The organism is Aminobacter carboxidus (assembly GCF_014863355.1).
Classification (GTDB): Bacteria; Pseudomonadota; Alphaproteobacteria; order Rhizobiales; family Rhizobiaceae; genus Aminobacter; species Aminobacter carboxidus.
Genome location: NZ_JACZEP010000013.1, coordinates 34,342 through 48,766, shown reverse-complemented (window position 1 = coordinate 48,766; position 14,425 = coordinate 34,342). Strand labels below are relative to the sequence as shown.

Sequence of the window (14,425 nt, the reverse complement as noted above, 5' to 3'; positions counted from 1 at the left end):
GCGCAGCACATGAAAAGCCGGCAGGCGCGCGCCTGCCGGCTTTTGCTCCGTATGTCAGCGGTGCCGCATTCACCATAAATGAAATTGCCGGCAATGGTGGCAGTTGGTTCAAGTGTTCCCGCGTTGCCCTGATGTGTCGACTGTGAAATCGTATGGACGCCCCCTGTAGAGGCCAGCCTTAGAACTGCGATCCAACAGATTGAAACTGCAATGGCACCTGAAAGGACTGCGGACATGCTGAAATCGATGCGGCACGTACTTCTTGCTACCACCTTCGCGCTGGTCTTGGTCGCCCCCGCTGGCGCGCAGAGTGAAACGACCAATCAGACCATTGACCAACAACTAGGCGATCACACCAAATACGAGGCGGTGATCAAGGCGTTGCAGGCGGCGGTTGCGGCACATGATGCGGCGGGCGTGGCCGAACTTGTGAGCTACCCGATCGGCGTGCGCGTCAACGGCAAAGAAACCCATATCAAGTCGGCCAAGGCGTTTGCCGAAAACTATGACGCGATCTTCACGCCGACAATCGCCAAGGCGGTCACCGACCAGAAGTACGACGACCTGTTCGTCAACTACAAAGGCATCATGTTCGGTGACGGGCAGGTCTGGATCAACGGTATCTGCCACGACAATGCCTGCAAGGAATTCGACGCAAAGATCATCACGATCCAGGAAGGCCCCGGCAAATAGACCTGCTGTGAGCGCGACCTCGCCAATGGAGGTGACGGGCATTTGATGTCGTCGGTTTTGGTCCGTACCAAACCTCGCGCATCAATAGCTTAGGGCCCGCCTGCGCGGCGTACTTGCCCGAGCCCGGGCGCGTCCCTAGAAGTGCTCCATCGTGAGCTTGCGCGTGGAGGCCTTTGCAGCACCTTCGGCCAGCTCCGCCAGCGTGACCTTGCCGAATTTTGCCAGCAGGATCGTCTCGGCCTCGTTCATCGCCTCGGCGAGCGAGACGTTGACCGCTTGTTCGACGGTGCAGTTTGGGTTGTCGCCTGCGAGACCGATGGCGAAAAGTTGCGGCGCGCCGAGCGCCTTGTGGATGTCGAGTAACGTAATCTCCTCCAGCGGCCGCGCCAAGAGCCAGCCGCCGCCATGGCCTTTCTCGGAGCGGACATAACCCTGGTCGCGCAGTCCGGCCATGGTCCGGCGCACGACGACAGGGTTGGTGCCGAGCATGGTTGCTATGGCGTCTGACGTGGCGGTGCCCTCGTGGTGCTGCATGTGGATCAGCACATGCAGCATGCGGGAGAGGCGGGTGTCGGGTCTCATCATCTGTTCTTTCGGCACGGTTCGGTCGCCTTCGGCGGCTGAGCAGACCTAACAGATGAGCAATCACGCAACAACAGGAGTTGCGTGAACTTGACGACGTCAATCATGTAACATAATAAGTGGCGTGATATTCCGGGAAGGCCATCAGGCCTGTCGGGCAGGCGCAACGCATCAAGGAAACGAAACCATGAATTTCGACGTCGTCATTGTCGGGGGGAGTTATGCGGGGATTTCTGCGGGGCTGCAGCTTGCCCGTGCCCGGCGCAAGATCCTGGTGGTCGACGCCGGCGAGCGCCGCAATCGCTTCGCGGCGCAATCACATGGCTTCCTTGGCCAGGATGGGCGCGAGCCTGGGGCGATTGCCGCCGAGGCGCGGGTGCAGCTCGAGCGCTATCCCAGCGTGGCGTGGGTCGAGGGCAGGGCGGAGGGCGCGCGGCGGATCGAGGGTGGCTTCGCCGTCGATCTCGGCAACGGCCGCGTGAAAACAGCCCGGCGGCTGGTGCTGGCGGCTGGGGTCTCCGACAGCCTGCCTGATATCCCCGGCCTGCGTGAGCGCTGGGGCCGTTCCGTCTTCCACTGTCCCTATTGCCACGGCTACGAATTGGAGCAGGGCCGCATCGGGGTGCTCGCCGTGTCGGAGCACTCCATCCACCACGGGCTGATGCTGCCGGACTGGGGCACGACGACGCTGTTCACCAATGGCGTCTTCGTTCCTGATGCCGAGCAGCTACGACAGCTTGCTGCGCGCGGCACGACGGTGGAGCCGGCACTGGTCCGTGAGATCAGGGGCGAAAGCGCCGATGTCGTTCTGGAAGACGGCCGGGTGGTCGCACTGGACGGGCTGTTCACCATGCCCAGGACCTCGCTCCAGATCCCTTGGGTCGAACAACTGGGCTGCGAGCTGGATGCCGGGCCGATGGGGGCTTTCATCAGGACCGACGCGATGAAGCAGACAACGGCGAGGGGCGTGTTCGCCTGCGGCGACATTGCGCGGGCTGCCGGCTCGGTGGCGCTGTCGGTCGGCGACGGCGCCATGGCAGGGGCGGCCACGCATCGCTCACTGATGTTCGAGGCCGACTGAACGCTATGCGCCCAAAGAAAAAGCCCGGCAGGAGCGATCCTGCCGGGCTTCTTGTTGTCAGGAATGACCGCAATCAGTCCTTGGCGTTGAGGTTGGTTCCGAGCGTGTCCTTGACGAACAGCGTGCCGATGATCAGCGTCATGGCGGCAATCGCGATCGGGTACCAGAGGCCGTAGTAGATGTCGCCGGCCGCGGCACTCATGGCGAAGGCGGTTGCCGGCAGCAGGCCGCCGAACCAGCCGTTGCCGATGTGGTAGGGCAGCGACATGCCGGTGTAGCGGATCCGGGTCGGGAACATTTCGACCAGGATCGCGGCGATAGGGCCGTAGACCATGGTCACGTAGATGACCAGCACGGTGAGGATGGCGATGACGCCCGGCCAGCTCACTGCGGCCGGATCGGCGACCATGGCGAAGGAACCGCCGGCGGGGATGTTGAAGAAGCCGATTTCCGGAGCACTGGCTGCCTCTTCGGCGGTGACGATCTTGTCCTTGATCGCCTGAGCGGCAGGCACCGTTACCTTTTCACCGGCGCGGATGGCGGCGGCGTCGAGCTTGAGCTCGGGGTTGGCGGTGATGAAGGCGTCGAGCTTCTGGTCGGCAACCTTGGCCGCGCCGCGGACAAGCGGATAACCGCCAGCGTGGAGGGCGATGTTCACCGCTTTGACGAAGGCTGCGTCATTCGCCTTTGCAGCATCGCCAGCGGCGATGGCGTCATAGGAGGTGACGGTCTCGTTGCCGATCTTGACGCTGGCTGCGGTGCCTGGAGCCGCCGTGGTGACGACGTCATAAGGAACTGAGTTCTTGGTCAGGAACGAAGTTGCGATATCGCAAGAGGTCGTGAACTTCGCGGTGCCCACCGGGTTGAACTGGAACTTGCAGTCGCCAGGAGCGGCGGTGACAGTGGCGCGAACGTTCTGCTGTGCGGTGGCGAGTGCCGGGTTTGCGGCCCAGGTCAGCGCCTTGAACAGCGGGAAGTAGGTGACGATGGCGAGTGCGAGACCTGCCATGATGATTGGCTTGCGGCCGATCTTGTCGGACAGCCAGCCGAACAGCAAGAAGAAGCCGGTGCCGAGCAGCAGCGAGATCGCGATCATGATGTTGACCGCCTGCGAGTCGACCTTGAGCACGTTCTGCAGGAAGAACAGGGCGTAGAACTGGCCCGAGTACCACACCACAGCCTGGCCGGCGGTGAGACCGAACAGAGCGAGCAGGGCGATCTTGGCGTTCTTCCACTGGCCGAAGGCTTCCGACAGCGGCGCCTTGGAGCCCTTGCCCTCTTCCTTCATGCGCTGGAAGGTCGGCGATTCCGACAGCGACAAACGGATCCAAACCGAGATGCCGAGCAGGATGAACGATAGCAGGAACGGAACGCGCCAGCCCCAGGCGGCGAAGGCTTCCTTGCCGAGCCAGGTCTGCACCAACAGGATGACGACCAGCGACAGGAACAGGCCGAGCGTTGCGGTGGTCTGGATCCACGAGGTGTAGTAGCCGCGACGATCGTCGGGGGCATGCTCGGCGACATAGGTCGCGGCACCGCCATATTCACCGCCGAGCGCCAGGCCCTGCAGCATGCGCAGCACGATCAGGATGATCGGAGCGGCGATGCCGATGGTGGCCGAGCCGGGCAGCAGGCCGACGAAGAAGGTCGACAGGCCCATGATCAGGATGGTGACGAGGAAGGTGTATTTGCGGCCGACGAGATCGCCGATGCGGCCGAAGACCAGCGCGCCGAACGGGCGGACCAGGAAGCCGGCGGCGAAGGCGAGCAGCGCGAAGATGTTGCGCGTGGCCTCGGGATACGAGGCAAAGAAGGTCGCGCCGATGAAGGCTGCGAGTGAACCGTAGAGATAAAAATCATACCATTCGAAAACGGTGCCGAGCGAGGAAGCGAAGATGACCTTCTTCTCTTCTCGCGTCATGCCGCGCCCGCGGGCGTCGGCTGTTGCCGAAATTGCCATAGATGTCTCCTCCCAGAGTGCCGGCGGCAGGACCTGGAGAGCAGCCTCCACGCGAATCCGCCAACCTAACGACGACGAAGTGATAGTGCCGCGAGGCGGGCATTATCCATCGCTGCTTTGGGATTATGACTTTGGTCGTAGAGGCAAACGCGAAGTCGTTTCAACCATTCATGTTGCGTTGCAGACGACGATGCAGCGGCTTGACCGAGAACAGACGGGCCGCGAGCTTGGCGCGGCCCAAGTAGCTGGGGCCGCCGATTTCGGAACATTCTGGCAGATGCTGCCCGGCGCCGAGTTGCGCCGCCGGGCAGGGTAGAAGGGGAACGGACCTAGGCTGCCCGTTCTTCCTTTTCGACGAGGTAGCCGCGATCGCGCAGCCACCTTGCGATGATGATTTCAACCATCGACGACACCGAACGGTGGTCGTCCTTGGCTGCCTTGACGAGCGCCTCCTTGAGGTCGCGTTCGATACGGAATCCGAGAGGATGAGTCTTAGACATGATAATTCCTGAGACTGTTTCGGGAATGTCCCGGGGGGATGAGGGCCGAATGGCGACGACAGCCCGCAGGCGTGGTCGCGGTCATCCGGTCATGCGGCGCAGGTGGGGCGCGTTGCGCCGTCAGGCTTGCGCAGGTGGCGCGCGCGGCTCGCTGGTTCGGTAGCGCAGGAAGCTGAAAAACGGGTCGATCGACAGCAAACCGCTGCTCAGGTCGACGGCTGGAACGGCACTGGAGATGCGCAGCAAGGCGCCGTCGTCACTGCCATCGCCGCTGCTTTCGGCGACGGGCAGGCAGGTGTCGCTGCAGGCAGGAAGCGCAAACGGGTCGTCGGCGAGGCGATAGGAGCTATCGGCGGCCGACAGGCGTGCTTCAGGATGATAGCCGACAGCTTGAGCGTGGCTCGATGCAACCGAGGCCGTGAGGGCAGCAAAAACCGGCAAAAGCAACAAGAACAGGCGCGTGAGCAAACTTGTGCTCCTTCGTCCCTGCTGCTGCTGTCTGCGCTGATACAATTGCTGCCTCTGACTGCCTCTGCATACCTCCGTCCGACAGGGCGGATATAGTTATTTTAGAGTAACAGATTAGACCGGCACGGCAATATGCAAATGTATGACAGCGTATGAGATTCAGCAGGTTTCTGTTGATGTCTGCATACAATTTCAGGTTGCTTTATGCAACCGGTAAATGAAAACCCGGCCGAAACCGGGTTTCCGTTCACTCTGACGGGCTTGCTCAGGCAAGCGAGGCGGTGAAGCGCTGGATGCGCGTGCAGGCCTCTTCAAGCAGTGCTTCCGAGGTGGCGTAGGAGATGCGGAAGTTCGGGCCAAGGCCGAAGGCCGAACCGAACACCACCGCCACGCCTTCGGCTTCGAGCAACTCGGAGCAAAAGGTCTCGTCATTGTCGATGACCTTGCCGCTTTGCGTCTTCTTGCCAATCAGGCCAGCGCAGGACGGGTAGACGTAGAACGCGCCTTCCGGTGACGGGCAGGTGATGCCACGTGCCTGGTTGAGCATCGACACGACGAGGTCACGGCGATTCTGGAAGATCGCCTTGTTCTTGGCGATGAAGTCCTGCGGGCCGTTGAGCGCTTCAACCGATGCCCACTGCGCAATGGTGCAGGCGCCCGAGGTCTGCTGGCCCTGGATCATGTCCATCGCCTTGATCAGCGCGACGGGACCCGCGGCATAGCCGATGCGCCAGCCGGTCATGGCATAGGCTTTCGACACGCCGTTCATCGTCAGCGTGCGGTCGTAAAGTTTCGGCTCGACCTCGGCGATGGTTTTGAAGACGAAGTCGCCATAGGTCAGGTGCTCGTACATGTCGTCGGTCAGCGTCCAGACATGCGGATGCTTGAGCAGCACGTCGGCAAGCGCGCGCAGCTCGGCTTCCGTGTAGGCCGCACCCGACGGGTTCGACGGCGAGTTCATCAACAGCCACTTGGTCTTTGGCGTGATCGCCTTTTCGAGCTCTGCCGCCGTCAGCTTGAAGCCGTTGTCGATCGAGGTCTCGGCAAACACCGAGGTGCCGCCGCAGATCGCCACCATTTCGGGATAGCTGACCCAGTAGGGGCGGGGGATGATGACCTCGTCGCCGGGGTTCAGCGTCGCCATGAAGGCGTTGAACAGGATCTGCTTGCCGCCGGTGCCGACGATCGTCTGCTCAGGCTTGTAGTCGAGATTGTTCTCGCGCTTGAACTTCTTGGCGATCGCCTCGCGCAGCGGCACGATGCCTGATACCGGCGGATACTTGGTCTCGCCGCGGCGGATCGCTTCGATCGCCGCGTTCTTGATATTGTCCGGCGTGTCGAAGTCCGGCTCGCCTGCGCCCAGGCCAATGATGTCTCGACCGGCATTTTTCAGCTCGCGCGCTTTCTGCGTGACCGCGATGGTCGCGGAAGGCTTAACGCGGGAAAGGGCATCGGCAAGAAAGGCCATGACTTCAGGTCTCCGGTTCGGAAATGACGCGGTCGCGCGACCGCCTTTGCGCATCCAACGGAATGCGCGGCGCTGTAATGTCGCATGACGCAGGGAATCGCAAGCGGATTGACGTTTCCCGCACCCTGGATGTGCTGGTCCAGGGGCTGTTGGAAGCTTGTGCATAAACAGTCGGCTGGCCGGCGTTCGTTCAAGTTTGAGGCATTGCGTTAACCGCCGATCAAATCTTCGATGAGATTTTGGCGGAGCAATTTCGCAGCTTTCCGGAAATAGGACGGACCGTGTCGAAGAGCATCGGGCTCGCCCAAATCATCCGGCACGACGACGGATCTGCGTCCGGCGTCTGGGGCGTGCATGCCCTGCGCAGCGCGTTTCAACCGATTTTCGCCTTTCAGTCGGGCCGCTTGCTGGTCACCGCCTTCGAAGGACTGATCAGGCCGTTTCGCGGCGCCGAAGCCGTGCCGCCTGGCATCTTCTTCGCCACTGTGGACGGTATCGAACGGCTACATGTCGAAACGCTGACCCGCACGCTGCATCTGCTGAACGCCGCCGTGTTCCTGCCCAAGGAAGCGTCGATCTTCATCAACTTCGATCCCTCGGTGTTTCTCGACCGTTCGATCTCGGAGCACGCGCTGCACGACATCCGTCAGGTGCTCAACGAAACCGGCATCGATCCGCGCCGCATCGTCTGCGAGGTCACCGAGAAAAAGCCGGCGTCGGAAGACGCGCTGTTCGAATTTGTCAGGGCGCTCAAGGGCGGAGGTTTCCGCATCGCCGTCGACGATTTCGGCTCGGACGAGTCCGACATCAAGCGCATCCGCGACATCAAGCCCGACATCGTCAAGTTTGATGCCCACTGGATCAGCCGCCTGATGGAATCGGGTGCCGGCTTCGCGCTGCTCAAGGAGATGGTGGCGAATTTCGAGGACAAGGGCATCCGCACGGTTTTCGAAGGGCTCGAGGAAAGCTGGCAGCTGCAGCTGGCCGAGCGTTCCGGCGCCTCGATGGTCCAGGGCTTCGTTCTGGCTTTGCCGGAAATCGTGCCGGCGAACTTTTCCCACTTCGAACCGGTGGCGCCTGAAGCCGCCGGAGACCGCAGGGCGGAGCTGCTGCCCGTCGGTGTTGCCGATGCGGTTGCAGTGCGCACGCCGCGATCAAGCCGAAGTTTCGGCAAGAGGACATTGCATGAGTGACGCGTCTTTCGGGTTTGGCGAGCTGCCTCGGGATCTGACCGCCAGAATCGTCGCTGACGAAGTTGGATTGGAGTTTGCTGTCCACGGCGATTTTCGTCTGCGTTGTACGATACAGCCGATCTTCCGGCATGAAGACGGCCGCCTGACGCCAATCGCCGCCGACGCTCAGGTCGTGCCTTACCGCGAAGGGCGGTCCGTGACTGTCACGGAGTTCCTGGCCGAAGTGGCTGATGAAGACCGCGCGATCGTCGGTCGCGTCTGGGCGGTGCTGCCGCTTGCCAACGTTCACAATATGGGCGTTGAAGGTATTGCGCTGCTGTTCAGGCAGGACGTCAATGGCGAGGCGCCCGATCTTGATGATCTGGGCTTCATGGTTCGCCGCCTCAAAGGCGAAGGTTTTGAGGCTTCGCAGCTGATCTGCGAGATCGGCGGCGACGAAAATCTTGCCTGTTCGCTGCGCGCGCTCGGCATGCGCGTCGCCCTGGGCGATCATGGCGCAGCACAGCATGACGGCGACGCTGTCAAGCGCGTGATGCCTGACATTGTCAGGCTCGATCGTGCCGCGTTTGAACGTTTCTGCGCCGATGCCTCGACCGGGCGGCTGCTGCGCCCCGTGGTTTCGGAACTCAAGACGCTTGGTGCCGACGTGCTCGTCGAGGGCATCGACAGCGAAAGCCGTCTCGAGATCGCGCTTGGTGCCGGTGTCGACCTGTTGCAAGGCGACCTGCTCGAACCGGCAAAGCTGGTCGGCAGCATCTTTGCCGAAGGGCCGCGCGAGACCTCGCAATATCGCCGCGGCGAATGCGTGGTGGTGCCACTGTTCGGCTGACATCAGGGCGAAACATCACCAAAGCTGATGTCTCGCACCAGAACAATTCTCTGGATCGACGCACTCTGGGGACGATAATCGCTCACCAAACGGGGTGAATGCGATGATCACGATCTATGGAATGAACGACAGCGGCAACAGCTACAAGCCGCGCCTGCTGATGGCCAAGCTCGGGCGACCGTTCCGGCACGTCGAAACCAGCTCGCGCGACGGCTCGACTCGCTCGGCCGCCTACCTCGCCAAGAACGCCAACGGCAAGGTGCCGCTGCTGGAGCTCGAGGATGGCCGATTCCTGGCCGAATCCAATGCCATACTGTTGCACATGGCCGAGGGAACCCGGCTGCTGCCGACTGACGCCTACGAACGGGCGCTGGTCTATCAATGGCTGTTCTTCGAACAATACAGCCACGAACCCTTCGTTGCTGTCAGGCGGACGATGTATCTCTATCCCGAGCGCGCCGCTCAGGCGACGCCGGAACGCATGCAGGTGTTGCTCGATGGCGGCAACAAGGCGCTCGGCGTGATGCAGGTGCAGCTGGAAAAGACGCCGTTCCTGGCAGGCGATGCGATGAGTGTCGCCGACATCGCGCTCTATGCCTACACCCATGATGCGACTATGGGCGGCTATGACCTGGATACGTTTCCCGCCGTGAAGGCCTGGCTTGCCCGCGTTGCGGCCGACGCGGGCCACGTGCCGCTTACCTGGCTGCCCTGAGCTCGCGCCTCTGAATTAGAAAAGGCCCGAAGATCGGATTGATCTTCGGGCCTCTTTCTATGTCGCGTTCGGCGTCGAGATAGCGCAGTCGCCATGTCGTTCCTGGGTGCGAAAAGAAAAAGGCGGGGTGTAACCCCGCCTTCCGCTGTCAGCAGCTGATCCTGGTTCCACAGACCCGAGGCTCACGGCAATCTGCCGCATCGTCCTTCCAGGTCCCGGTTCCGGCGCGCTTGTCGCGCAGCCGCCAGTACATCCGTGACTTGCAACGCAATCGGAGCTTTCGCTCCTGCGCGCCTTAAATCAGACTGCCTTCAGAGCGCCAGCCGACGAACGGCCCGTGCGACGGTCCTGCTCGATTTCGAAGCTGACCTTCTGGCCGTCGGCCAGCGAGCCCATGCCCGAACGCTCAACAGCGGAGATGTGGACGAAAACGTCCGCGCCACCGGCGTCGGGCTGAATGAAGCCGAAGCCCTTGGTTGCGTTAAACCACTTAACGGTGCCAGTTGCCATTTTGAATATCCTTGTCGTTTGCAGTTATTCTTGACCAAGCGAGCATGCCTAGTCGTTGTATCGAGATTTTGGGGAGAGACGTCTGCAAACGCGAGAGTGTCGCGGGGCACGGATCTGTCGGCCGAAATATCAACGTGCCGGATATAAGGGCAATTGGCGCCAAGTGCAAGCCCTTCCAAATAGTGGATGCCTGAAACCGGCCCCAATTGGCATGCAACCATGGCGGGCGCAGGGTGTTATATTGCGTGGCGCTGTAGCATCGCAGGCGCTTTGAGGCGCACATGCGGCGCCTTGATGTACAATCGGCAGGTGGGCCGCCGCTTTTTGAAGTCCTGGGAGGTCGTCATGAAAACCATTTTGCTTGCCGCGTGCCTGACACTGCTGGCCGCCGAAGCGCAGGCCGTTTCGCGCTATGTGTCGACGAAAATGAGCTGCGCCCAGACGCAGAGCGTGGTGCGCAACCAGGGGGCCGTGATCCTGCGCTGGACGTCGCCGACATCTGGCGTGCCACGTTATGATCGTTATGTCGCCAACGACCACTTCTGCTCGGCCGGCGAAGAGGCGCGCCGGGCATATGTGCCAACCGCCGATGCGCGGTCCTGCCCGGTCTACAACTGCAAGCGAATCGAGCGTGACTTCTTCAAGCGCCGGCTGTTTCCGCTTCGCCACTGAACGCACTCAGGCCATTTTTCTTGAGAAGCTGGACGTCTTTTGCGCACTTGGTCGCAGCTTTGGGCTCATAGCTGCGCGGCTGCGGCGTCAGCTGCTTTTCAATCGCCGGTCAAAACCCGAATGATGCTTGAGTGGCCGGCGGTGGGCCTACACGCACGCCTTCGAGCACCAGCATCTTTTCCTTCATGTTCGACCCGCCCGTCGCCGAGAAGCCACCGATCTTGCCGCCGGCGGCGAGGATGCGGTGGCACGGGATAACAAGGGGAATCGGATTGGAACCAAGTGCCGAGCCGGTTTCGCGGAACAGCCCCTTGCGGCCGGCCTTTTCCGCCAGTCCGCCATAGGTGGTGGTCTCGCCATAATGAAGGTCTCTGGCGGCGGCATAGATGTCGCGGCGGAAATCGTCGACGCCGTCGAGATCGACCGGTACTGCGGAGAAGTCGACGTCGGCACCGTCGGCATAACGCCTGATGTCGGCGATCAGGGTGACAATCCATTGCGGCGGTGTTCGGTCGCCTGCCACTACGTCGTGACCGGCCAGGCGCAGCAGCCGGCGCTCTGCGGCGGCGTGGGTTTTTTCGGGCAGGCAAAGCCGGGTCAGCCCGGTGTCGCTCCATGCCAGCGCCATGAAGCCGAGCGTTGTTTCGAAGACGGCATGAGCGGGCAAGGGGTAAGAGATAGTGGTGTCCATGACCGTTCCTTTCGTCCTCGTGGCATCCGTGAATTCGGTACAAAGAGGGAACAATTTGGCATGATCTGCGACCGCATGCCACCCGAAAACCGCATTCGCCTGTGGATTGCCCGGGCTCATACGTTGTTGTAGAGAGGTTCGGGCGGGACGAAATCATTAACAGAGTGTGCATTTGCCGGCGATAAAGACCCACCTGCTGATCTCGGCGGCATTGGCGACGGCTCTGCTGTCGGGCTGCCAGACCAACACAGCGGCCCTCAGCACCGATCTGTCGACGGGCGCCGACGTGGCCTTGAGCGCCGACACGGCCCTTGCCTCATCCACCGCAGCCGACCTGGCGTTGCCTGAAACCGTGGCGGTGGTTCCCACCTCATACGCTTCGGCCGAAACGTCGGCGGCGACAGCCGTGCTGGCCGCTGCTGTTCCGGCAGCCGAGGCTGCGGATGTCGCGGTTGCCGCTGACGCCACGGCGCCGGCAGCCGGCGAAGCCGCTGCCGTGACCGTGGCTGCTGCGCCCGCCACCAGTACTGAAAAGAATGTCGCGGCTGCCCTGGCAGTGCCTGTTGCGGATGCCGCCAAGCCTGTCGCCGCCGCGGCAACTCAGCCTGTGTTTCCGGCTTTGGCCAAGACCCCCGTCGATCCGATGTCGGTGCCGATGGCCGGCGGCGATGTCGTCGTCGTTGCCGGCGCGCCGAAGCTGACGGGCGCGTTCCCATCCGCGCCGACGATTGCCGACTATGCCTTGCCGGCCAGCGCGCCGGTGCCGCGCAGCTACCAGGTTGCGTCGCTCGGCAATGTCGCGCCCGAAAGCTTCGCCACCTCGTCCTATGCCGCGCCCGACAGCCCGACCCTTGCCTCGCGCGGCAAGATCGACGAGCTGATCTCGAAATATGCCGCCCTCTACGAGGTGCCGGAACGGCTGGTGCGCCGCGTGGTCAACCGCGAGAGCACCTTCAATCCGCTGGCCTACAACAGGGGCCATTGGGGTCTGATGCAAATCAAGCACGCCACGGCGCGCGGCATGGGCTATGACGGCCCGGCGCGCGGCCTGTTCGATGCCGAGACCAATTTGAAGTATGCGGTCAAATATCTGCGCGGCGCCTGGATGGTGGCCGACGGTAACGAGGACCAGGCCGACAAGCTCTACCAGAGCGGCTACTATTACCACGCCAAGCGCAAGGGCCTGCTCGACGAGACCGGCCTGGGACGCGACCGCGTCCGCCATCGCGGCTAGCCTTGCCGATGCCGTCGCCGCAGGGGGAGAACGACGTTCGCCTGCGCCGGCTGTTGCCGGGCGACTTGCTGCCGGCGCGCTGGCCAGCCGGCTTTGTGATGCGGACCTTCCAGGCCTCCGACGCTGCCGCACTTTACGAATTGCTGGAGCTCGTCTTCGACGACGGCATGAATGGCTCGTTCGACCAGTGGTGGTCGCGCCTTGAAGCTGATTCCGAATTCGATCCCGAATTGTGTTTCCTCGTGTTCGATCACGATGGCCGGCTGGCTGGTGCGGCACTGAGCTGGACCAGCGGCTTCCTGAAAGACCTTGCTGTCGACCCCGCCTTTCGCGGCAAGGGCATCGCCGAGGCGCTGCTGTGGCACGTCTTTGCCAGTTTCGCCGCCCGTGGGGTGAGCCATATCGACCTCAAGACCAACCTTGTCGACAACGCCGCGGCTGTTCGGCTCTATGCCAGGCTTGGCATGGTCGAAGTCGATTGGGGTGGCTGAGGACGGCAACTAAAGCTGGCCTTCGATGCGAATGGTGATCGCCGTGAGCCAGGTGTCGTTTGGTACGTGTGGAAGGCAGATGGTGGTGGCTATTCGCCAGTGATGCCGCGCCGGCACCATTACGCGCCAGGGGCGCTGTTTACCCCCTTTATTTCCAGTGCCCATTCCCGCCCTTCATCCCCGCCCCAGAGTAGCCAGGCGATGTAGCCGGCTGAGGGGTTCTGCTCGTTGCCATAATTCTTGCCGCGCTTGTCGACCTCGTGGCGGGCGAAGTAGCTGACCATGCGCTTGATGGTGTGAGGCGAAAGCTCGGATCGGGCGACAAGCTCCTCGGCGCGGGCGACGCCGATCTCGGTGCCGCCGCGGCCGAACTGTTTTCTGAGCGCAAGCCCCTTGGCGGCGTTGTCGGCGACCACCTTCGGCGGAATCAGGCTTGTGCCCGATGCCTCGCGGCGGATCTCGTCGAACGGGTCGTAGGCGATGGGCATGCGGCGATTCCTGCTTTGGGGCAGGGTAGCGGGATGGCGTTGGGATGACGAGGGGGCGGCGCGGTGGTGGCGACGGTCAGTAACCGGCCTCCGTCCCCTAGCGGCTTTGAAGCTGCCAAAAAGGGCTGTTGTGGTGCCAGTCAGGAGGGATCGGCGGCTGTGCGCTGCTTCGGGCACCCCCACCCGATCCTCTTTGCAGATCGACCCTCCCCACGAGGGGAGGGGTAAGCGCGGCGCGCAGTCTCATTTCGAAGCGTAGATGGCGCAGTTGCCGGTTGTTTTCATCTTGTACTTCTTGCCGACCGAATTGCAGCGCTCCAGGGCCTGCTTTTCTGCCGCCGCCTGGGACGGCGCGTTGAGGGAAGCGCCGCAGTAGAAGGCTTCAACGGCGCCCAGATGCGTCTGGGCGTAGGCCGAGTGGCCGGCTGCGGCGACATACTTCTTGTAGCCGTCCTTACACGGGCCGGTGGTCTGGCCGAACTGCGCCGCGTAGCGCTTCTTGCCTTCGTTGCCGGCCAGCGAGCCCTTGTCCTTGGCGATTGCCGCGACCGGTACGGCCGCAACCAGAAGTCCTGCCAGCACCGATGCCAGTGCCAGCCGCATGGTTTTCAGTTTCATTCGCAAATACTCCCCACCTGACGGTGAGAGTTAGCTGCAATCTATGCGGGTGGAAAGATGGGGCGAGGCGTTTCGTGCAGTTTCGTTAAGACGAGGCTTGCGTATTTCAGTGCTGCCGTAGTGCTTTGCCGATAGAAAGCCGAAAGGCGCCTTGGGCGGGTTATGCGCTTGTGAGGCTCTTCTTCTGCGCTGCAGATGAATGCACCAAGTGGCAAGTGTGCCAGCGTTTCGC

Annotated in this window: 17 protein-coding genes; 8 read left to right on the top strand and 9 right to left on the bottom strand. The window is 62.3% G+C overall.

From position 1 onward, the window contains the following. Positions 1-234 precede the first annotated feature (234 nt). On the top strand, positions 235-693 hold the full coding sequence (locus IHE39_RS25975) for a hypothetical protein (RefSeq protein ID WP_184766937.1): 459 nt from the start codon (positions 235-237) through the stop codon (positions 691-693). Positions 694-828: 135 nt separating this feature from the next. On the opposite strand, the gene IHE39_RS25970 is transcribed toward IHE39_RS25975, so the two are convergent. Next, on the bottom strand, positions 829-1,275 hold the full coding sequence (locus IHE39_RS25970; RefSeq protein ID WP_184766938.1) for an Rrf2 family transcriptional regulator: 447 nt from the start codon (positions 1,273-1,275) through the stop codon (positions 829-831). A 187-nt stretch (positions 1,276-1,462) separates the two neighbouring features. On the opposite strand from IHE39_RS25970, the gene IHE39_RS25965 reads away from it, so the two are divergent. Then, positions 1,463-2,356 carry an NAD(P)/FAD-dependent oxidoreductase gene (locus tag IHE39_RS25965; protein ID WP_192568530.1) on the top strand — a complete coding sequence of 298 codons (894 nt, stop codon included), beginning with the start codon at positions 1,463-1,465 and terminating at the stop codon, positions 2,354-2,356. A 73-nt stretch (positions 2,357-2,429) separates the two neighbouring features. Here the strand turns inward: IHE39_RS25965 and IHE39_RS25960 are convergent, their stop codons facing one another. From IHE39_RS25960 to IHE39_RS25945, 4 genes are all read right to left on the bottom strand, one after another. Then, the gene (locus IHE39_RS25960) at positions 2,430-4,316 is read right to left on the bottom strand and encodes an MFS transporter (RefSeq protein WP_192568529.1); all 1,887 of its coding nucleotides are present in this window, start codon (positions 4,314-4,316) and stop codon (positions 2,430-2,432) included. Positions 4,317-4,645: 329 nt separating this feature from the next. Continuing rightward, the gene (locus tag IHE39_RS25955; RefSeq protein ID WP_018428911.1) at positions 4,646-4,816 is read right to left on the bottom strand and encodes a type II toxin-antitoxin system antitoxin; all 171 of its coding nucleotides are present in this window, start codon (positions 4,814-4,816) and stop codon (positions 4,646-4,648) included. Positions 4,817-4,936: 120 nt separating this feature from the next. Beyond that, positions 4,937-5,284 (bottom strand): hypothetical protein, encoded by a 348-nt coding sequence (locus tag IHE39_RS25950; RefSeq protein ID WP_192568528.1) that lies wholly within the window; start codon positions 5,282-5,284, stop codon positions 4,937-4,939. Positions 5,285-5,549: 265 nt separating this feature from the next. Further along, on the bottom strand, positions 5,550-6,752 hold the full coding sequence (locus tag IHE39_RS25945; RefSeq protein WP_192568527.1) for a pyridoxal phosphate-dependent aminotransferase: 1,203 nt from the start codon (positions 6,750-6,752) through the stop codon (positions 5,550-5,552). A gap of 281 nt (positions 6,753-7,033) precedes the next feature. Here IHE39_RS25945 and IHE39_RS25940 point away from each other — a divergent pair, with 281 nt between their 5' ends. The 3 genes from IHE39_RS25940 (at position 7,034) to IHE39_RS25930 (ending at position 9,489) form a co-directional block, all read left to right on the top strand. Further along, positions 7,034-7,945 carry an EAL domain-containing protein gene (locus tag IHE39_RS25940; protein WP_192568526.1) on the top strand — a complete coding sequence of 304 codons (912 nt, stop codon included), beginning with the start codon at positions 7,034-7,036 and terminating at the stop codon, positions 7,943-7,945. Positions 7,946-8,012: 67 nt separating this feature from the next. Further along, positions 8,013-8,774 (top strand): EAL domain-containing protein, encoded by a 762-nt coding sequence (locus IHE39_RS25935; RefSeq protein ID WP_192568525.1) that lies wholly within the window; start codon positions 8,013-8,015, stop codon positions 8,772-8,774. A 103-nt stretch (positions 8,775-8,877) separates the two neighbouring features. Next, entirely contained in the window at positions 8,878-9,489 is a 612-nt protein-coding gene (locus tag IHE39_RS25930; protein ID WP_192568524.1) for a glutathione S-transferase family protein, read from the top strand. Between the two features lie 300 nt (positions 9,490-9,789). Here the strand turns inward: IHE39_RS25930 and IHE39_RS25925 are convergent, their stop codons facing one another. Continuing rightward, positions 9,790-9,999 carry a cold-shock protein gene (locus tag IHE39_RS25925; RefSeq protein WP_109575191.1) on the bottom strand — a complete coding sequence of 70 codons (210 nt, stop codon included), beginning with the start codon at positions 9,997-9,999 and terminating at the stop codon, positions 9,790-9,792. 345 nt (positions 10,000-10,344) lie between these two features. On the opposite strand from IHE39_RS25925, the gene IHE39_RS25920 reads away from it, so the two are divergent. Beyond that, entirely contained in the window at positions 10,345-10,671 is a 327-nt protein-coding gene (locus tag IHE39_RS25920) for a hypothetical protein (protein WP_192568523.1), read from the top strand. Positions 10,672-10,780: 109 nt separating this feature from the next. Here IHE39_RS25920 and IHE39_RS25915 read toward each other — a convergent pair whose 3' ends face one another. Next, on the bottom strand, positions 10,781-11,362 hold the full coding sequence (locus tag IHE39_RS25915) for a methylated-DNA--[protein]-cysteine S-methyltransferase (protein WP_192568522.1): 582 nt from the start codon (positions 11,360-11,362) through the stop codon (positions 10,781-10,783). A gap of 172 nt (positions 11,363-11,534) precedes the next feature. Here IHE39_RS25915 and IHE39_RS25910 point away from each other — a divergent pair, with 172 nt between their 5' ends. Further along, complete coding sequence (locus IHE39_RS25910) at positions 11,535-12,596, top strand: lytic transglycosylase domain-containing protein (protein ID WP_192568521.1); 1,062 nt, start codon at positions 11,535-11,537, stop codon at positions 12,594-12,596. A gap of 8 nt (positions 12,597-12,604) precedes the next feature. After that, positions 12,605-13,087, top strand: coding sequence for a GNAT family N-acetyltransferase (locus tag IHE39_RS25905; RefSeq protein WP_192568520.1), 483 nt, complete (start codon positions 12,605-12,607; stop codon positions 13,085-13,087). 119 nt (positions 13,088-13,206) lie between these two features. Here IHE39_RS25905 and IHE39_RS25900 read toward each other — a convergent pair whose 3' ends face one another. Further along, positions 13,207-13,575, bottom strand: coding sequence for a hypothetical protein (locus IHE39_RS25900; protein WP_246485637.1), 369 nt, complete (start codon positions 13,573-13,575; stop codon positions 13,207-13,209). 243 nt (positions 13,576-13,818) lie between these two features. Then, positions 13,819-14,193 carry a hypothetical protein gene (locus IHE39_RS25895; RefSeq protein WP_246470505.1) on the bottom strand — a complete coding sequence of 125 codons (375 nt, stop codon included), beginning with the start codon at positions 14,191-14,193 and terminating at the stop codon, positions 13,819-13,821. Positions 14,194-14,425: the final 232 nt, after the last annotated feature.